The sequence below is a fragment of the Mesorhizobium sp. 01N446 genome (genome assembly GCF_056399285.1).
Genome location: NZ_JBFTRA010000006.1, coordinates 20,257 through 39,306, shown reverse-complemented (window position 1 = coordinate 39,306; position 19,050 = coordinate 20,257). Strand labels below are relative to the sequence as shown.

The 19,050-nt window shown below is 62.8% G+C and carries 17 protein-coding genes; 6 read left to right on the top strand and 11 right to left on the bottom strand.

Annotation, left to right across the window (positions count from 1 at the left end; all coding sequences use genetic code 11):
* Positions 1-49: 49 nt before the first annotated feature.
* Genes AC1DPX_RS21820 through AC1DPX_RS21805 form a run of 4 tightly spaced genes read left to right on the top strand, consistent with a single transcriptional unit; the run spans position 50 to position 4,483 of the window.
* Entirely contained in the window at positions 50-1,003 is a 954-nt protein-coding gene (locus AC1DPX_RS21820; protein WP_477239508.1) for a carbohydrate ABC transporter permease, read from the top strand.
* Positions 1,000-1,866, top strand: coding sequence for a carbohydrate ABC transporter permease (locus AC1DPX_RS21815; RefSeq protein ID WP_477239506.1), 867 nt, complete (start codon positions 1,000-1,002; stop codon positions 1,864-1,866). Before AC1DPX_RS21820 ends, AC1DPX_RS21815 begins: the two co-directional genes overlap by 4 nt.
* Before the next feature lie 18 nt (positions 1,867-1,884).
* Entirely contained in the window at positions 1,885-3,402 is a 1,518-nt protein-coding gene (locus tag AC1DPX_RS21810; protein ID WP_477239504.1) for a DUF5060 domain-containing protein, read from the top strand.
* Positions 3,403-3,418: 16 nt separating this feature from the next.
* Positions 3,419-4,483 (top strand): ABC transporter ATP-binding protein, encoded by a 1,065-nt coding sequence (locus tag AC1DPX_RS21805; protein WP_477239502.1) that lies wholly within the window; start codon positions 3,419-3,421, stop codon positions 4,481-4,483.
* Between the two features lie 252 nt (positions 4,484-4,735).
* On the opposite strand, the gene AC1DPX_RS21800 is transcribed toward AC1DPX_RS21805, so the two are convergent.
* Together AC1DPX_RS21800 and oiaX are read right to left on the bottom strand one after the other, a co-directional pair.
* Complete coding sequence (locus AC1DPX_RS21800; RefSeq protein WP_477239824.1) at positions 4,736-6,061, bottom strand: four-carbon acid sugar kinase family protein; 1,326 nt, start codon at positions 6,059-6,061, stop codon at positions 4,736-4,738.
* An 8-nt stretch (positions 6,062-6,069) separates the two neighbouring features.
* Positions 6,070-7,320 (bottom strand): 3-oxo-isoapionate-4-phosphate decarboxylase OiaX, encoded by a 1,251-nt coding sequence (gene oiaX / locus AC1DPX_RS21795; protein ID WP_477239500.1) that lies wholly within the window; start codon positions 7,318-7,320, stop codon positions 6,070-6,072.
* 184 nt (positions 7,321-7,504) lie between these two features.
* Here oiaX and AC1DPX_RS21790 point away from each other — a divergent pair, with 184 nt between their 5' ends.
* Positions 7,505-8,218: a transcriptional regulator NanR gene (locus tag AC1DPX_RS21790; RefSeq protein WP_202355713.1), complete on the top strand. Its 714-nt coding sequence runs from the start codon at positions 7,505-7,507 to the stop codon at positions 8,216-8,218.
* Positions 8,219-8,220: 2 nt separating this feature from the next.
* Here the strand turns inward: AC1DPX_RS21790 and apnL are convergent, their stop codons facing one another.
* The 7 genes from apnL to AC1DPX_RS21755 all read right to left on the bottom strand — a co-directional run bounded on the left by apnL (position 8,221) and on the right by AC1DPX_RS21755 (position 16,530).
* Positions 8,221-10,059: a D-apionate lactonase gene (gene apnL, locus AC1DPX_RS21785; protein WP_477239498.1), complete on the bottom strand. Its 1,839-nt coding sequence runs from the start codon at positions 10,057-10,059 to the stop codon at positions 8,221-8,223.
* Positions 10,056-11,090 carry a Gfo/Idh/MocA family protein gene (locus AC1DPX_RS21780; RefSeq protein WP_477239496.1) on the bottom strand — a complete coding sequence of 345 codons (1,035 nt, stop codon included), beginning with the start codon at positions 11,088-11,090 and terminating at the stop codon, positions 10,056-10,058. Before AC1DPX_RS21780 ends, apnL begins: the two co-directional genes overlap by 4 nt.
* 2 nt (positions 11,091-11,092) lie before the next feature.
* Positions 11,093-12,157: an ABC transporter permease gene (locus tag AC1DPX_RS21775; protein ID WP_477239494.1), complete on the bottom strand. Its 1,065-nt coding sequence runs from the start codon at positions 12,155-12,157 to the stop codon at positions 11,093-11,095.
* Complete coding sequence (locus AC1DPX_RS21770) at positions 12,157-13,716, bottom strand: sugar ABC transporter ATP-binding protein (RefSeq protein ID WP_477239492.1); 1,560 nt, start codon at positions 13,714-13,716, stop codon at positions 12,157-12,159. Before AC1DPX_RS21770 ends, AC1DPX_RS21775 begins: the two co-directional genes overlap by 1 nt.
* Positions 13,713-14,378, bottom strand: a complete 666-nt coding sequence (locus tag AC1DPX_RS21765; protein ID WP_477239490.1) for a DUF2291 family protein — start codon at positions 14,376-14,378, stop codon at positions 13,713-13,715. The genes AC1DPX_RS21770 and AC1DPX_RS21765 overlap by 4 nt, the downstream gene beginning before the upstream one ends.
* A 78-nt stretch (positions 14,379-14,456) precedes the next feature.
* Positions 14,457-15,398, bottom strand: coding sequence for a D-ribose ABC transporter substrate-binding protein (locus tag AC1DPX_RS21760; RefSeq protein ID WP_202355707.1), 942 nt, complete (start codon positions 15,396-15,398; stop codon positions 14,457-14,459).
* Positions 15,399-15,702: 304 nt separating this feature from the next.
* Positions 15,703-16,530 (bottom strand): phosphogluconate dehydrogenase C-terminal domain-containing protein, encoded by an 828-nt coding sequence (locus AC1DPX_RS21755; RefSeq protein ID WP_477239488.1) that lies wholly within the window; start codon positions 16,528-16,530, stop codon positions 15,703-15,705.
* A 273-nt stretch (positions 16,531-16,803) separates the two neighbouring features.
* Here AC1DPX_RS21755 and AC1DPX_RS21750 point away from each other — a divergent pair, with 273 nt between their 5' ends.
* On the top strand, positions 16,804-16,992 hold the full coding sequence (locus tag AC1DPX_RS21750) for an SLOG domain-containing protein (protein ID WP_477239486.1): 189 nt from the start codon (positions 16,804-16,806) through the stop codon (positions 16,990-16,992).
* Between the two features lie 612 nt (positions 16,993-17,604).
* Here AC1DPX_RS21750 and AC1DPX_RS21745 read toward each other — a convergent pair.
* Together AC1DPX_RS21745 and AC1DPX_RS21740 are read right to left on the bottom strand one after the other, a co-directional pair.
* Positions 17,605-17,904 (bottom strand): putative quinol monooxygenase, encoded by a 300-nt coding sequence (locus tag AC1DPX_RS21745; RefSeq protein ID WP_477239484.1) that lies wholly within the window; start codon positions 17,902-17,904, stop codon positions 17,605-17,607.
* Between the two features lie 30 nt (positions 17,905-17,934).
* On the bottom strand, positions 17,935-19,011 hold the full coding sequence (locus AC1DPX_RS21740; RefSeq protein WP_202355703.1) for a class I SAM-dependent methyltransferase: 1,077 nt from the start codon (positions 19,009-19,011) through the stop codon (positions 17,935-17,937).
* Positions 19,012-19,050 lie beyond the last annotated feature (39 nt).

Sequence of the window (19,050 nt, the reverse complement as noted above, 5' to 3'; positions counted from 1 at the left end):
AGGCCGGGGCCGGCCAGCCGATTCTCCTGCACCGCTCCTGGGACGATACATGGCCGTGAACATTTCCGCCGCCGATCGCCATGCGCGAATGCCTGCCCGGTCAGGCCAGCTTCGCCGGAAACTGCAGGACCCGACCCTGCAGGGACTGATGCTGTTGGCGCCCGCGGTGCTGGCCTACGCAGTCTTTGCCTTCTATCCAATGATCGACGTCATCCAACTCAGTTTCATGAAATGGAATGGACTGAACGCCGACAAGCATTGGGTGGGGCTCGACAACTATCGCTACGTGCTCGCCGACGATCCGGTGTTCTGGGTCGCCTTCAAGAACACGCTGATCTGGACTTTCCTGTCGGTCATCTTCCCGCCGCTGATCGGCTTTGGGTTGGCGCTCGGCCTGAACCAGAACATCCCTGGCCGATCGCCGCTGCGCGCCTTGTTCTACATGCCCGTGATCATCGCACCGATCGCGGTGGCAACCATGTGGCGCTGGATGTTCGACCCCTTCTTCGGGTTGTTCAACAGTTTGCTCTCCGCCGCCGGATGGCCCAACCTGATCCAGGATTGGCTGGGCGACCGCAATGTCGCGCTCTATTCGGTCTTCATCGGCTATGTCTGGGAGGTCGCAGGCTTCTCGATGGTGTTGTTCCTGGCCGGGCTGCAAGGCGTCTCGCAGACGCTGATCGAAGCCGCCCGCATCGATGGCGCAGGACGCTTCCAGCTGTTCCGCTATGTGACGCTTCCAGCGCTGAGGCCCACTATCACCATCGTCCTCATCCTGTCGCTGATCAACTCGCTGAAAGCCTTCGACATCGTCTACGGCATGACCGGCGGCGGGCCGGCGCAATCGACGCAGATGCTCGCCATGTGGGCCTATACGCAAGCCATGCAACTCGGGGACTTCGGCCGTGGCAGCGCCATCTCCGTCGTGCTGCTCCTGATCACCGTTTCCATCGTCATCCCCTATCTGCGCTGGACGCTCAAGCGACAGGAGACCTATCAATGAGCGGCATGGCCAGCCCCTTTCGCCAGGCCGGCGCGGAGCGGGTGGATCCACTGCTGGTGGCATTGTGGATCGCGCTGATCATCGTCGCCATGGTCTGGATCGCTCCATTCGTCTTCATCATCTTCACGTCGCTGAAATCGAACGCCACGGTAATGGGGACCGGCGCATTCGCGCCGCCCACCAGCCTCGCCTGGGAGAATTTTACCAATGCCTGGCGGCGCGGCGATTTCGGCACGACGGTTGTCAACAGCACCATCATCACCCTCATCAAGGTGCCGCTCGGGCTGATGATATCGGCCATGGCCGCCTATTCGCTGAGCCGCATCCAGATCTGGGGACACAAAGTGGTCTTCCTCGCCATCGTGTTTGGCACGATGATCCCGTTCCAGGTGATGCTGGCGCCGATCTTCAAACAGGTGAACAGCTTCGGGCTGATCAACACCTATGTCGGCATCATCTTGCCCTATCTCGCCTTCGGCGTCCCCTACCAGGTCTTCATCCTGCACAGTTTCTTCAGGGACGTGCCGAAGGAACTGAGCGAGGCGGCGCTTATCGACGGTGCGTCGCATTTCACCGTGTTCAGGCGCATCTTCCTGCCGGTGTCGCTGCCGGTGCTTGCGGCGCTGCTGATCCTCGACTTCGTCGCCACCTGGAACGAGTTCGCCATGGCGCTGGTCATCCTGCAGGATCCGGACCGCTGGACGTTGCCGCTCGGCCTGATGTCGTTCCAGAGCCAGTTCGCCCGCGACTACGGCCAACTCAACGCGGCGATCGTCATGACGGTGCTGCCGGCGGCGATCGTCTACCTCATCTTCCAGCGCTACTTCGTCTCGGGGCTGACGTCGGGCGCGGTCAAGGAATAGCAACGCAAGGAAGCACGGATGACCGACGGCACGACAGTCGAGAAATGGGACATGTTCGAGATCGAACTGAAGGGGCCTGCGGATGGCAATCCCTTTGTCGAGATCGAGTTGTCCGCCAGCTTTTCGCAAGCCAACCGCAGCATCGCGGTCCCGGGCTTTTACGATGGCGACGGCACCTACCGCATCCGTTTCATGCCGGACAATGAAGGCAGCTGGAGCTACGTCACGCAGTCCAACAGCCCGTTGCTGACAGGCAATACCGGTGCCTTCGAGGCGGTAAAGCCGGCGGCGGGCAACCATGGCCCGGTGCGCGTGCGCAACAAATTCCATTTCGCCTACGCCGACGGCACACCCTACTTCCCGTTCGGAACCACCTGCTATGCCTGGACGCACCAGCCGCTCGAGATGCAGGCCGAGACGCTGGCAACGTTGAAGAAAGCGCGCTTCAACAAACTGCGCATGGGTGTCTTCCCAAAGGACTATCCCTACAATACCAATCCGGCGCTGCATTCGATTTTCGAGACAGGGGCGGACGGCAAGGAGGATTTCGACCGGCCGAATCGGGTCGCCTTCCGCCACCTCGAGACGCAGGTGGGTGCACTGCGTAATCTCGGCATCGAGGCCGACATCATCATCTTCCATCCCTATGATCGGTGGGGCTACGCCGACATGAGCGCGGCTCAGGATTTCCGCTACGTCGCCTACCTCGCGGCACGGCTGGCGGCTTATCGCAACGTCTGGTGGTCGCTGGCCAACGAATACGATTTCCTGCTCGACACCAAGCCGATGGCGCAGTGGGACCGCTACTTCCATATCCTCGAGGAGAATGACCCCTACCAACATCTGAAATCCATCCACAATGGCGAGCAGTCGATGAATTTCGACCATCGCAAACCGTGGGTCAGCCATGTCTGCATCCAGAACTGGGACGTGAAACGAACACCGGAATGGCGCGAAGCCTATGGCAAGCCGGTCGTCAACGACGAGCCCGAATATGAAGGCAACATCATCCAGCCGTGGGGCAACATCACGGCCGAGGAGTTGGTGCACAGGTTCTGGCTCACCGTCATGCGCGGCGGTTATGCCGGGCACGGCGAAACCTACATGCACCCCCAGGATCTGATCTGGTGGGCCAAGGGCGGCCGGCTCTACGGCGAGGCGTGGAAGCGGATCGGCTTCCTGCGCGACGTCATCGAAGAGGACGTCAGCAGCGGGTTGGAGCCGATGGGCCACAACACCGAATGGCCCTGGAGCCGCGTCTCCGGCGCCAGCGACGGCAAGCTTCGTTACATCTATCTTGGCGAGCATCAGCCGGTCGTCTGGTCCTCCGGCCTACCGCTGCAGGATGGCCACTACGACATCGACATCATCGACTCATGGGCCATGACGGTGACGCCGGCCACGAAAGTGCCGGCGCCGATTCCGCATCCGACACGCCATGGCTCGGTCGTGCGTGGGGGCAAGGCGGACGCGGCTTTCGGGGTCGAGTTGCCCGGCAAGCCCTATCAAGCCATCCGCGTCAGGCCGCGGCGCTAGAAAACGGGGTTACGAGATGTCTTCTGTCCAGATCGCCGACGTGAAGAAGTCCTATGGCGCGACCCCCGTGATCCATGGGGTTAGCGTCGACATCGAAGATGGCGAGTTCGTCATCCTCGTCGGCCCTTCGGGTTGCGGAAAATCGACCCTGCTGCGCATGATAGCCGGGCTCGAAACCATCTCGGGGGGCGAGATTTCGATCGGCGAGCGGGTGGTCAACCATCTTCAGCCAAAGGAACGGGACATCGCCATGGTGTTCCAGAACTATGCGCTCTATCCGCAGATGACCGTCGCGCAGAATATGGGTTTCGCCCTCGAACTTGCCGGCGCCAAGAAAGCCGAGATCAAGGAAAAGGTAGACACGGCGGCATCGATCCTGGGGCTGCAGCCGCTGCTCGCACGCTATCCGCGCCAGCTGTCCGGCGGCCAGCGCCAACGCGTCGCCATGGGCCGGGCCATCGTGCGCGATCCCAAGGTGTTCCTGTTCGACGAACCGCTGTCGAACCTTGATGCCAAGCTGCGCGTGCAGATGCGATCCGAGATCAAGGCGCTGCACCAGCGGCTTAAATCGACCATCGTCTACGTCACACATGATCAGATCGAGGCGATGACGATGGCCGACAAGATCGTGGTGCTCAATGGCGGCAGGATCGAGCAGGTCGGAAGCCCGCTCGAGCTCTACGACCGGCCGGTAAACATGTTCGTCGCCGGCTTCCTCGGATCGCCGGCGATGAATTTCGTCGAAGGAACAGTGCGCGATGATCCGCATCCCGGCCTCGAACTGGACGACGGATCAATCATCCCGCTGTCAGCCATTCCCGCCACCGCCGCAGGGCGGCGCCTCGTGCTGGGCGTGCGTCCGGAGGACATTCATATCGATAGCGAAACCGGTGCCGCGGCGAAGGTGATCGTCGTCGAGCCGACGGGCGCCGAGACGCATCTTTCGGTCGAAATGGCGGGCCACGAACTCGTCTGCGTGCTGCGCGAACGCGTCACTTTGAAGCCGGATGAGACCGTCATGCTTTCCGTACGAAAGTCAGCCGTACATTTCTTCGACCCGGCGTCGGGAAGCCGTATCTGATTGATGTTTGCGATAAGCCCGTCCGGGAAGGGGTGGTTCTGCCAGCCACGCGCCAGCATGCTCGTCGTCGCGTCGCGGGCTTCTGGGATGAGGTGCTGACAGTTGCGGTCGAGGCCGCCAGCGTTGCCGGGGTAGTGACAAACGTCGTGCGCGTCATTCGCGGCGCTGACCACACGGCGCTTTCGCGTTTTTGCAGGCCGCGACGCGCGCCGCCGTCTAGCTGATGAAGTCATTTGCCGCTAGGTAATCCCGTCAACCTCCGAGGCCGTCGCGAATGGCGCTAAAATAGCGATCGGTTCCGACCTGGCCGCCCTTCAGCGCGATTTCGAGGCCGTCCACCTCGCCGCCGTGGGCAATGCAGAGCGGTGAACCCGGTGATTGCGGCAGCGGCATGCGCACGGTCAGCGCATCGATGGACAACTGTCCCAGCGCGTGGCTGGAGGTGTCGCCGCCTGCGATCACAGCGCGCCCGAGTTTTTGCTCGAGGACCAGCCGGCGCAGAATGTCGCCGAGCGCCCGGCCAAGCCGGTTACGAGCGCCTTCGATATGGTCGATCTCGGCACTGCGGTCGGCCTGCGGACCGAGAGCGGTGTAGAGGATCACGCTGCGTCCTGCTGCCAGGCACGCCAGGCCGCTCGCGACGGCGCGCTCGATTGCCCCGCCGGCGCTGTCCGAAACCAGCTGCATGGCATCCATCTGGACGCCGTCGAATCCATGAGCGAGCGCGAAGCGGATCTGCTTCTCGGTGGTCGGCGACACACTGCCCGAGACGACGGCGAGCCGGTCCACCGGACCGGGCGGCACGAAGGACGCGTGCCCTGCGGCGATGCCTTTGCCGGCCCATTCGGCGAGCAGCGCATATTCGACGCCCGAGGATCCGACGACGAAACCATGGCCTTGTTCGCAAATCCGCCAGATCTGCTCGCCGACGCGCGTCTGCGTCTGGTGGCTTTCGACGTCGAACAGGACGATTTCCTTGTCCTGCAAGGCCTGGTCCACGGTTTGCGAAAGGCCATCCGCCTGCAGCGCCGCCAGGTCGATAAGGCCGGAGCCGAGATCGGTCTGGCGATGGAGGTGGATGAGCAGGTCGGCCTCCTTCATCGGCGTCACCGGATGCCGGCTCATGACGGGATGGCGGTCGATACGGAAATAGGTGCCGCGAAACGCCGCGAAGAGGTTTCCGAACGCCGTGTAGCGTTTGAGCTGAGGTGCTCCGACAACCAACGGCACGCTCTTCTGGTCGAAGACGCGCCGGCCGATCTCGATGGCGCGTCCGATGCTGCCGATCGCCGGGCTGGAATCGAAGGTCGAGCAGATCTTGTAGTGGCAAACCGTCGCTTCGAGGGTTTTTAGCCATTTGAAGGCCGGTGCCAGGTTTTCGTCCATCCATTGCGGCGTCTCGCTGCGGCTCGTGCCAGCCAGTCCCACCGCACGGCACTGCGCAAACCGCGACAGCAGGTGCTGGTCGGGTTGGCGCATGAACAGCACGGTAGGCACGCCACCAAGCTCGAGTGCCTCCATGACATCGGTCGAGCCAGTGAGGTCGTCGCCATAGTAGCTAAGCAGCAGGTTCTGCATGACCGCGCTCACGCTGCCTTACCGTCGCCGAACTTTTCGATCGAGTGCGCGAGCTCGGCATGGCTGCGGGCATAGTCCGCCAGCGGGATGCCTTCGACAGCGGCCTGCCAGGCCTGCTGGACGGCGCGCACGCCGGCGCCTGGCCCGTCCGGATGGCTGACGATGCCACCGCCGCAGAGATAGAGCAGGTCGACCGTGCGGCCGGTTCGTTCGTAGGTCTCGGGCGCCTGCCCGCCCCACTGGCCGGACCCTGCGACCGGCAGCGCGCAATCATCAGGCGAAAAGATCGGCGTCGTCACTGCCTTGAAGGATTCGATGAAGGATGCATCCGGCTCCCAATATTTTGAAGCGATGCCGTTGATCTGGAACTGGTCGACGCCGAGCAATCGCCAGAACTGCTGCCACACCTTGAAATCCATGCCGAGGCCGGGGTGGCGGGTGAGGATGTCCCAGCCGTTGCGATGGGCGTGCAGCACCAGGCTGGAGCGCTTTCTCAAGTAGGCCATGCCGCCGAAGCCGATGGAGTTGATGTTGATCACCGCGCAATTGCCGCCGGCCTCCGCCACCAGATCGTGGTTGCGCATCATCTCGTCCGGATCTGCATGCGAGATGCCGAAGGCATACATCACCTTCCTGCCGGTCTTCTGCTCATGGTCGAGGATCAGCGGCATGATCGTTTTCACCCGCTCGGCCAGCGGCGAATAGATCGGGCTCATCAGCTTTTCGTCGTCCTTGATGAAATCGACGCCGGCCTCGATCAGTTCGCCCACCATCGCGGCCGTCTCGGGTGGCCGCAAGCCCAGCGCGGGCTTGACGATGGTGCCGATGATCGGGCGTCCCTCGACGCCGGTCAGCTTGCGGCTGCCGGCGACGCCGAACTGCGGGCCGGGATGGGCGCCGCGATAGTCATCAGGCAGCTTCATGTCGACGATGCGGATGCCCGACAGGCCCTTGATCGAATAGGTGCCGCCGATGGCGATGGTCATCAGCGCTGAGAGGTCGGTGCCGATAGCGTCGAAGGGAAAGGCGATGTCGACATCGGCGCGCTTGAATGGTCCATTGCCGGCCTCCGGAATGGAGGGCTGCACGGCGTCGGGTAGATGCCGGATCGCCAGGACGCGCGCCGCCACCCGGGCCTTCAGTTCCTCGGTTTCGCCGGGCAGCGCGACGAAGGTGCCGGTCGACTGATCGCTGGCGATCTTGGCCGCCAGGGCCTCGATGCTTTCAGACGTTTCGATGCGATAGGTGAGGGTGATCATGTCCGCTGTCTCAAGCCCAGGCGTTCGAAAAAGGTTCACCGGTAGTTGAAATCTGGTATAATGAGTACATAAGTATTGCAAGACATATCCGGGCCGGAAGGTTTTGCGAGGTCGACAGCCGCCATTTCCGCGAATTGTGGCGGCGGTGTTAGATAGGGCCGGGTCAAGGGAGTGATTCGCGACGATGAACCGTTCGGAACCGATTGTCCGACGCAAGCTTTCCGACGAGGTCTTCTTGCGGCTGAAGCGCCTGATCACCAGCGGCGAGTTGATGCCGGGCGACGACATGCCGTCGGAGCGTGAATTGATGGAGCGTTTCGAAGTCGGCCGCCCAGCCATTCGCGAGGCGATGCAGGCGCTGAGCAATATGGGCCTTGTCGCCATCTCGCATGGCGAGCGGGCCAAGGTGCTGCAGCTCACCGCCAAGTCGATCATCAAACAGGTCGACGGCGCGGCCAAGATCATCCTGTCGTCGTCGAAGGACACGCTCGAGCACCTCAAGACCGCGCGTATCTTCTTCGAGCGTGGCATGGTCAGGGAAGCTGCCGAGAAGGCCACAGTCGAGGACGTGCAGCGGCTCAAGGCAACCGTCGCCGAGCAGCGTGCCGCGCGCGGCGATTCCGAAGCCTTCATTTCCGCCGACATGAAATTCCACACCCAGATCGCGACGATATCGGGCAACCCGATCTATGTCGCTGTCAGCGAGGCGATGCTCGGCTGGCTGAAGGAGTATCACACCGAAATGCTGATCTGGACCGGCAAGGAACAGTTCACCCTGACGGAGCACGAAGAGATAATCGGCCGCATCGAGAAGAAGGATGCCGATGGCGCCGAAAAGGCCATGATCAAGCATCTCGAACGCTCGCGCGCGCTCTACGTGATGAATTCCGATAAGTAGGTCTAGCCGATCCGGGTAATGGCATAGGGCGCCATCACGAGATGGCCCTGGCCAAGCGCGGAGGCATCGACGGCGACATTGTCCGCCGTCAGGTTTGCCAGCCACCCAATGGTCTCGCCGGAGGCGGAGCGACCGGCCAGTGCCGCAATCCGCATCTCGTCGCTTGTCTTGGCGGACACATGGGTAAGACCAGCCAGCTCGCAAAGCGCCTTGATGGCCTGGAAGATCGGCCGCGGTGATCCTTCGGCGGCAGGTTCACCGGATGCCGCCAGCACGCCGAACGGCCCGGTGAAGCCGGACAGCGTCAGCATCTCCAGCCCCGCCGGCGCGATGCGCGCGGCATAGCCGATGGTCCAGGCGGCGGCGAACAGGCCGTTGTGGCGCGGATCGCGGCTCGCCATGGCGATGCGCTGTCCCTGCGGATTGTCCTTGGTCGCGCCGCCATAGGGGTTCTGCCGCATGGCAATGGTTGAAGGCCCGATCCGGTAGGGCTTGTCGCCGAAGATCGCCCGTGCTGAGCGGGTGATGAACGGCAACGCTTCCAGCGACTGCATGACGCTGAGATCGTCTGCGGCATGCACGATCGGGCAGGTGCAATGGGTGACGAAATCGAGCAGCCCGGCCGGAACGCGCTTGCGGTTGAGCTCGGTGAAATAGCTGAACATGCCGCCGCCGAGACGGATATCGGGAAAGGCGCGGCGCGCCGCGGCATAGACGTCTTCCAGCGGAGGGCAGGGCGGCCAGGCACTGCCCGGCGGCGTCGACTGGCGGTCGACCGAAGGCGAAACCGCGATGGCATCGAGCCGCAGGCTCGCCTGGCGCACCAGCCCGGCGACCTGTGCGAGTTCGGCATCGAGATCGCCGGTGCACGCCACCACACATTCGAGTGTTGTGCGGGCGGGACAAGCGGCGGCGAGCCGGGCGAAAGAGCGCAAGGCATCGAGCCCATGGCCGCGCGTCGGATCGTAGTGAAACAGCAGTTGCTGCGGGCCGAGCGCCGACAGGGTGGCGAGTTTCGCCAGCGCTGTCTCGACACCGCCGGGATAGATGATCACCCCGACATCCGGCAGCACCGGACCGGACTCGCCGAGCGTCACACGGACCGGGCCGGATCCTGCAGCGACAGCCGGCATCGTGCCGTCGCCGGCAATGCGCAGGCTGATCGTTTGGCGGTTGGTCTCGCCGGCCGGCAACATATAGGGCCAAGGCAGTGCCAGCGGCCGCACATAGGTCTTGTAGGAGGCGTCGGACCAGTTGCGCTGGTCTTCCATTTCAAAGACGTCGCCTTCCATGCGGCATTCGGCGGTGACGCCGGGTCGCACTTGATGCGTGATGGCGCGTAAATCCTTGAAAGGCTGCCAGGGGTCGATCAGGTCTGGCAGTTTCGTCGCCACCACGCTGCCGTCAGTGTGCTCCACCGTCACCGGGCTGCCGGCGAGGCCGGCGATCGGATGCAGGACGCAGAAGCCGCAACGGTTGGTCTCGAAATCGCTTTCGGGCAGGGCGCTGACATCGAAGACCAGACGACCATCAGAGGAGCCTTTGATGACGGCGCGGAAGGCGAGACGGCTTCCGCCCGGCCCCGTGCAACTCGCCGTGTAGGTGACGGAGAAGGCATGGGCCCCCTGGTCGATGGTCAGATCTGTCAACACTGGCTCGTAGGTGCCCCAGTCGCGGTCCCGCACGATGTAGGCGACGGCACGCAGCACCTCCGTGCCGCCGTGGCGGATGGTGCGCAGATTGCCGTTGACGAAATCGGCGCTGAGCGGGCCGGCAGTCAGCCGAACCGGTTTGCTCTCCGCCGCGCGCGTGCCGCAAAGGAGGAAGTGATCCCAGGTCATTTCAGCAGGTCGTCGATCTGCACCGGCTGTCGGCTTGCCGAACCGGCATAGGCGGCCTCGACCAGCGCGAATGTCTTGAGGTTGTCTGCGCCCGAGGTCGCCGGCTCCTTGCCTGATGCAAGGCAGTCGACCCAGTGCCGCTGGATCGCCAGCACGCTTTCCTGGATGTTGTGCCATGGCCGCGAGGCCCAGGGCAGAAGCGGCGGCGAGATATCCCTGACCGTTGTGCCGCTCTTGCCGGTGACGGTCAGCTGGTAACCCTGCGCCAGCCGGAGCGTGCCGTCGGTTCCGTCGATCTCGATCAGCGTTTCGGGAAACGGCTCTGCCGCAAGCCGGGTCGCGTAGCTGCAATCGACCACCGAAGTGGCGCCGCTCTTGTGATCCATCAGCATGGTGGCGACATCCTCGCCGGCGATGGCCGGATTGACGCGCGCGGTGCGGGCGGTGAGGCTCGAAACGTCACCCAGCAGAAAACGCGCGACGTCGAGGATGTGGATGCCGAGATCCTCGATGATGAAACGCTTTCCCGTCGCCAGATAGGGCTGACCGGAAAACACGTCATAGGCGGAGCGGAAGGAGATACGCCCGAAGAAAGGCGTGCCGATCGCCCCGCTGTCGAGCACGGCGCGCACCGCCTGGATCGGCGACTGCCAGCGGAAATTCTCGTGCACCATCAGCGGCACGCCGGCCTTGGCGCAGGCCGCGACCATCGCCTTGGCGTCGGCCAGCGTCGGCGCGAAAGGTTTCTGGCAGATCACCGGGACGCGGTGGGCGGCCGCCATCTCGACCAGCGGCCGGTGGCTGGCGACAGTCGTGGCGATATCGACGAAGTCGAGCGTCTCGGCTGCGAACAGCGCGGCTGCATCGGTATAGCGCTTCGCCACGCCGAACTGGTCGCCGACGATCCTGAGCCGCTCCGGATCGCGGTCGCAGATGGCGACGATCGAGGCGCCCTCTATGTCGCGCCAGGCATGCATCTGGTTGACGGCGAAGAAGCCGCAGCCGATCAGCGCTCCGCTCAAATTCCCCATGATCAACCCGCCCTTGCCATCTGCATCAGGGTGACACGCTGCTGAAGCCGGCGCTGCGCCTGGTCGACGACGACGGCGACGATGATGACCAGACCCTTGATCACCATCTGCCAGAAGGAGCTCACGCCCATCATCACCAGCCCATCCGACAGGATGCCGATGACGAAGGCGCCGACGATAGTGCCGCCGATCGTGCCGCGACCGCCCGACATCGAGGTGCCGCCAAGCACCGCCGCGGCGATCGCATTCAGTTCGAAGCTCTCGCCCGTCGCCGGATGCGAGGCCATCAGCTCCGACGAGATGATCAGGCCGACGATCGCCGCGCAGAAGCCGGAGAACATGTAGACGAACATCTTGACCATGTTGACGCGCACGCCCGAGATGCGTGCCGCGCGCTCATTGCCGCCGACGGCGAAGATGTGGCGGCCGAGCGGCGTGTACCGGGCGAGATAGGCCGCGCCCAGCGCCACCACGACCAGGATCCAGATCGAGACGGGCAGACCGACGAGCCGGCCCGCGCCGAGGAAGCCGAAACCGGTGGTGCCGAGTTCCGGCTTGCCGACAAGGTTGGGGAAAGTGCGGCCGTCGGACGACAGCAGCGCCAGGCCGCGCGCTACATAAAGCACGCCGAGCGTGGCGATGAAGGGCGCGACGTTGAGCCTGGTGATCAGCAGTCCGTTGACGGCGCCGATCAATATGCCGACCGCCAGGGTGATCAATGCAATCTCCATCACGTTGAAATAGATGGTGTAACCGATCTGCAGGTCGATGCCGTTGAGCACGAGATAGCCGGCCACCATGCCGCACAGGCCGACGATCGAGCCGACCGAAAGGTCGATGCCGCCGGTGATGATGACAAAGGTCATGCCCATGGCGAGGAAGGCGTTGAGCGCCACATGCTTGGCCATCAGGATCAGATTGGCGGCCGAGAGGRAGTTCGGCGCCGCGATGGAGAAGAACACCAGCACGGCGATCAGCGCGATGAAGGTCCTGAGCTTCATCAGCGTCAGCAGCGCGGAGCCGCTGGAGGCCGAAGAGTGAGCCGCCCTGGCCGGAATGTCAGTCATCAGCTTTGCTTTCCATATGCGGGGGCAAGATGCGCGGGTCCGTGGCCGAGCGCCGATGCGGCGACGATCGCGGCTTCGCTCGCTTCGGCGCGGTCGAACATGCCGGTCAGTTTGCCATTGCTCATCACCGCGATCCGGTCGGACAGCGCCATCACTTCGTCGAGGTCGGACGTGGCGAAGAGGATGCCGAGCCCATCGCGCGACAGCTTGCGCATGGTGCGGAAGACGTCGGCCTTGGCGCCGACATCGATGCCGCGGCTCGGTTCGTCCATCAAAAGCACCTTCGGCCCGGTGAGCAGCGCCTTGCCGATCACCACCTTCTGCTGGTTGCCGCCGGACAGCGAGGAGACTTCCTGCGTCGGATCGGCGACCTTGATCGAAAGTTCCCGCACCATCTGCCTGACAGCCTGCCGCTCGGCGCCGCCACGGATATGGAACAGGCGCACGAAGCGCGACAGGCTCGCCAGCGTCAGATTGCTGGCGACCGAGAGGATCGACACCAGGCCTTCGCGTTGACGGTCTTCCGGAATGAGCGCCAGCCCGCGCCGTATGCGCCGCGTCGTATCGCGTTCCCTGATCTGTTTTCCGTCGATGAAGATCTTGCCGCTGGCATGGCCGTGGCGGCCCATGATGCAGTCGAACAGCTCGCTGCGCCCCGCGCCCATCAGGCCGTAAATGCCCAAAATCTCTCCGGCGCGCAGCGACAGCGAGACATGGTCGACCGCGAGTCCGCCGGTGACGCGCGGCAGGCAGATGTCCTCGGCGCGGAAGATCTCCTCGCCTGGAACATGGCCGTCGGCCTTGGCGAAATCCTTGGCGTCCGAGCCGATCATCTGCCGCACGATCCATTGCGTGTCGACCTTCTTCACTTCCTCCTGGCCGGTGATGCGGCCATCACGCAGCACGGTGATGTAGTCGCCGATGCGGATCAGCTCCTCCAACCGGTGCGAGATGTAGACGATCGCCACGCCGCGCGCCTTGAGGTCGGCGATCACCTTGAAAAGGATCTCGACTTCCGTCGCACTCAGCGCCGACGTCGGCTCGTCCATGATCAGGACGCGCGCGTCGAGCGAGACAGCCTTGGCGATCTCGACCAGCTGCTGCTGGCCGATGCGCAAATCCTCGACCAGCATGTCCGGGCGGATACCGGCTTCGAGCCGATCGAGGAATTCGCCGGCCCGCCGCTCCTGCTCCTTCCGGTCGATCTTGCGAAACCGATTGGTAATCTCGCGGGTGGCGAAAATATTCTCGGCGACTGTCATGTTGCCGAACAGGTTCAGCTCCTGGAACACCATGCCGATGCCGCGGTTCATCGCATCACCTGACGAGGAGAAGGAAATCTCGTTTCCGTCGAGCAGGATGCGCCCGGCCGTCGGCTGTTCGACGCCGGCGATGATCTTCATCAGCGTCGATTTGCCGGCGCCGTTTTCGCCGACGAGCACATTGACGGCGCCTTTACGCACCTCGAAATTGGCCTGCTTGACGGCGATTGTGCCGGCATAGACTTTCGAGACGTCTTCCAGCTTCAGGATGACGTCATGATCAAGTGCCGTGGTCATGGCTTTGGCCCGATCTCGGCCTCCGCCGGTGTCACCAATGGCAGGTCCTGGCCGCCTTCGATGGTGTAGGCGCCGAGCACCTTGGCGGTGCGGCCCTCCAGCGCTTCACGCGGCAGCTTGGACAGCACGGTCTTGTCGACATAGGCGTTGAACGCTTTGCCGAACTGGGCGAAGTCGATCTGGTTGGTGAAATCGTTGAACTGGACGAAATCGAGGCTGTCTCGCAGTGCGGTTCCACGCATCGCTGGCCCGATCTGCACGCGCGCATCCGCCTTGCCGTCGCCGTCGACGTCGATGTCCATCGTTGCCGCGCGCGACTGGGTGTTGGCCGCGATGATCTTGCCTTCGACGCGCACCGCGAAGGTCCATGGCGAATTCGCCTGCTTCTTGGGATTGCCGTATTTGGCGCCGGCCGCCGCCTGGTCGGTCTTCGCCAGAGCATGGACCTCGGCAAATGGCCCGGCCTTCTCTTGCAAATGGGGGATGACCTTCGAGGCCCAGATTTCCTCGACCAACTTGTCCGCATTGAAGCCGGATACGTTGCCTGCGCCGCCTTGCGCCGATGGCGTCGGCAGGATCTTGCAGGCGCTGAGGCCGATGCCGGCGACAAGCGCGAGTATCGGCCAAGTTGCCTTAATCGGCCCGATCGGCTTACTGAGCATGGCGGTCAAAGCCTCCCATTCAAATGGCGGCGAGGGACGAACCTTGGGTTCGCCCCTCGTTGTTTGCGTTGCGCCGGCTCAGTTCTTCAGCGCGAAGGTTTCCAGCTTCGCGGCATTGTCGCCATTGATGAGCACGCAGTCCATCAGCTGCTTTTCCTTCTCGGGCGACTTCTTGTTCTTGATGAAGTCGTTGGCCTGCTCGACGGCCATCTGCGCCTGGGCGTAGGCGGGCTGCAGCACCGTCGCCTTGATGCCGCCCGAGGTGATGGAGTCGCGCACGTCGTTGGAGCCGTCGAAGCCGACGACGATGACATCCTTGCGGTTCGCGGCTGCGAGCGCCGCATAGGCACCCATCGCCATCGTGTCATTGCCGGAGATCACGCCCTTGATGTCGGGATTGGCCTGCAGGATGGATTCCATCTTGGAATAGGCTTCGGTCTGGCTCCAGTTGGCCGACTGCTGCGCCACCATCTTCAGGTCCGGATAGTCGTCGATGACGTCATGATAGCCCTTGGAGCGAATGCCGGCATTGGTGTCGGATTCCTTGCCGACCAGTTCGACGAAGTTGCCCTTCTCGCCCATCAGCTTGACGAATTCCTGGGCGCCAAGCTGGGCGCCCTGGTAGTTGTTGGAGACGATCTGCGCCACGGCAACGCCGGTGGCGTTGATCTCGCGGTCGATCAGGAAGGAGGGGATGCCGGCGTCCTTGGCCTTCTGCACCGCGGCGACGGTGGCGTCGGCGCCGGCATTGTCTAGGATGATCGCCTTGGCGCCGCGGCCGATCGCGGTGTCGATCAGTTCGGATTGCTTGTTGGCGTCGTCGTCGTGCACCAGCACCAGCGCCTCGTAGCCGAGCTCCTTGGCCTTTGCCTCGGCGCCGACGGCTTCCGCCTTGAAGAACGGATTGTCGTGCGAGGGGGTGATGATGGCGATCAAGTCGGCCGCGAAGGCCGGCGCCGCCGTGCCGAGTGCCAGCACGCCGGCGAAAGCCGCAAGCGTCATTCTGCGAGTAAGTTTCATGAAGTCCTCCCTTTAAAAAACACGGGCCTCGACCAGTCGAGGCCTCTGTCTCCATTTGAATTCGTTAGGCAGTGCAGCGGCGCACGCCGCCTCGATCGGCAGCCGTTTGCAGGCTTTTCGACCGAACCGATTTTCGCGCCCGCTCCCCGCCATCCTCCGCTCGCTTCGATATCTTTGTCCCCGCAAAGAACGATCAATCCGAGTACATTTACAGCTTAGCCAACTGGTATGATGAGTCAATCACTAATTCAGATGATCTGTATCTAACCGCGCGTGTTGGTACTGTGGAGGAAGGCGCGCCCACTCACGTAATGCGCTGGATGCTGGCGGCGATTTCCTCCGGCTCGAAGACGCGCTTCCAGTCGTCGCGCATCAGTACCGGCTTGCCGAATTCGATGGCCTTGTTGCACGCATCGGAAAACACGCCCTTGGTCTCACCGAAGATGACGGCGCCGAGCACATTCATGTGACCGAGCAGGAAATCGAGTGCGGCCTGCCGGTCGACTCCGCGCGCCACCACCTCATCGAGTGCTTCCTTCATGACGACGAGCAGCGAAGCGCACACTGTCTCCGAAAGGCCAGGCTCCAGCAGCGCCATATGCTCGACGGTGACCCGGTGCGAGCGCATCACCGGCGCCCAGATGATCTGGGCGATCTTCTCACCCTTGGCGTAGTCTTCCTCCGGCCCTTGCATCAGGGCGCTGACGAAATGCTGCTTGGCCTTGACGCCGCCGAAGAAGTCCTTCTTGGCGGCCATGTCGGTCTCGTCATTGAAAATCGGCGGATGGCAGGGATGGGTCACGAAATAGGTAAGGTCGGGACGATCGGGCAGGTGACCAGCGAAAGGGGCCGCCGCGTCCAGCACGATCACCATCGTGCCTGACGCAAGCTTGCTTTCGATGCTGGCGGCGACCTTGCCGATATGCGTGTCCGGCACCGCCAGGATCACGACCTCGGCGCCCTCGAGTGCCTCATCGACGCCGACCGCGTCGAAGCCCAGACCGGTTTTCAACCGCTCCTTGCCCGCCTCGCTGATCTCGACATGGCGGATCGTGTAGCCCGATCCGCGAAAATTGGTCGACAGCCGGTAGCCCATTTTCCCGCCCGCACCAAACAGCGCAATCGTTGTCATCTGGCCTTGCTCCCTTGGATTCTGGGTGATCATCGCTCGATCATCATCTTATATACTGGTATGATCACTCTACCATAATTTGGCAAGTGGAATTGTCGCCTGGCTTGGCAGGTAAACGCCTGCTGGCACGGTGAGCCGTAATGCCGGACCTCCGCTTCTCGTCTGCAACCGCCCGAGACAAAGTCGTGGAGCGGTTCGTCATATGTTCAAGGAACCCGAGTTCAGCGCGGCGGTCTTCATCGGCGGCATGGACGGAATCACGCGAAATACGAGATGTTCAGGCAACGTCAGCCGCATGCGAAAGTCACCCCGGCGACCTCTATCGGGGGAGCGTGCCTCGACCTAGCAGCCAAGCTAGACAAGGCCATCCGGCTTCTGGGTCAACGCGATTTCGTCGCGCTGTTCCACGGGCACCTCGGCATTTCCGTGAGGAGGAGCGGTTCTGGTGACCTACGAACTTAGGTGGCGAATGGCAGCTTATGGCCATCCGTGATCGATAGGCGGGCAGACCGCTAACGGCCCCATGACGGCCGTTCTGGAGCATGGCTCCGAACATTCGCAAAGGAGGTTAGGCTAAAGTGACCCTATGGCGCCACGGGACCATGCGGAACGATAGGGGAAGATTTCTAAGTTTGGCTCACGAAAAACTCAATAAAATCAAAGATTCTAATATATCCTCCGGGCCCGCCATGACCGTTGATTTTGGGCCGAAAAAATGCGCTAGTTGAAGCGGTGACGGCACTTTTCGAGACGGCTTGGGGACGCCGTCGGACGCAGTAAGGTGCAAAAGATCGTTCGATTGGTCCCCATAGTCGGTGAAACGTCAAAATACTTTTTTGCGGCGATTTTCCCTTTAAAGCGCAACTTTTTGACGGTCCTGGTGTCTGATCTGCGCCACGTCCCCTATGAAGGAAAGATCTTTTAAAAAAGGGAGAGGGCTTGAGCGTAGAACGGCGTGCACAAAGGCGGATCTGCTTCGCACCGCTTGTCATTCCGGCCGACTTGACCGCCAACCTTTTTTTGGCTGGCCGCCCTGGTCGAGCAGTGTGCACGCAAAGCCCGCGGCTCGGCCCTTCAGGTAGCGAAGTCGGCAACGACCGTTCCCGAGACGGGATCGGTCACGCCGAGGTCGCCGCCGAGATCCTCCAGCATGTCGCGCATCGTATCCAGAAGGCCGATCATTTGCGGCCGTGCCGCCGCGAGGCTGTCCATGTCGTTCCACTCGCCGACGACGCAGAAGGTCCGGTCACCGGTCTTGACGAGCGCGCCCTTACGGAAACCCTTGACGTCGAGGGTCGCGTTCTTGTGCGCATCGATGAACGCCTGTTCCTTGCCGGGCTTGGTACGGAACCGAACGACGTTGTAAGCAGTCATGCCTTCCTCCAATTGTTTGCACAATGAACCCTAAGGGCGAGCCTCGAGGACCATGTTGAACGGTGTCTCGGTGGCTCGGCGAAACCGCTTGAACCCGCCGCCCGACACCACCTTGCGCAGCCTTGCCTCGCCGGCCTGCGCGCCGAGCCCCAGTCCAACCTCCTGCGACAGCGAGGCCGGCGTGCAGATGAAGGTCGATGCGGCGTAGTAGATGCGGCCGACCGGATTGAGGTTCGCGGAAAGCTTATCATTCGCGAAGGGCTCGACGATCATCCAGGTGCCGTCCGGCTTAAGCGCCTTGTGCACATGTTTGGCCGCGCCTTCCGGATCGCCCATGTCGTGCAGGCAGTCAAAGAAGGCGACAAGGTCATAGGTGCCAGGGAAATCCTTGGCCTGCGCCACCTCGAAGCGGGTGTTGCCGGCGACGCCGGTTTCTTTTGCCACGGCGCGGGCGCGTTCGATCGACGGGGCGTGATAGTCGAAGCCGGTGAAGCGTGAGTTCGGGAATGCCTTCGCCATCAGCACGGTCGAGGCGCCATGGCCGCAGCCGACATCGGCGACGTCTATGCCCCGCTCCAGCTTCTCGACCACCCCGTCGAGAGCCGGCAGCCAAGAGCCGATCAGATTGGCATTGTAGCCCGGCCGGAAGAAGCGTTCCGTGCCGCGGAACAGGCACGCGCTGTGATCGTGCCAGCCGAGCCCCTTGCCGGAGCGAAAGGCCTGCCTGACCTTCTCCTCGTCGAGCCACAGCGTCGAGACAACCTCGAACGCGCCGGCCATGAAGGCCGGGCTGTCCTCATTGACGAAAACCTGTTCCTGTTCGGGGCTGAGGTAGAAGCTGTCGCCGGCCTCGTCATATTCGACATAACCTGCCGCCGCCTGTGCCGAGAGCCATTCGCGGACCAGCCGTTCCTGCGTGCCCGTCCTTTTGGCAAGCTGTCCGGCCGTCATCCTGCCGCCTTCGCTCATCGCCGAGAACAGGCCAAGCCTGTCTCCCAGCAGCACAGCGGCCCCAGTGGTGATGGCGCCAAGATCGCCGACCATCCTTCCCAGCAGCGCCTCCAGTTTTTCCTGATCGGGCTGATTGTCCTTGTTGCGCTCCAGCATCGGCTTTCTCCTCCAGCTCGATCCCAAACACTCGCCAAG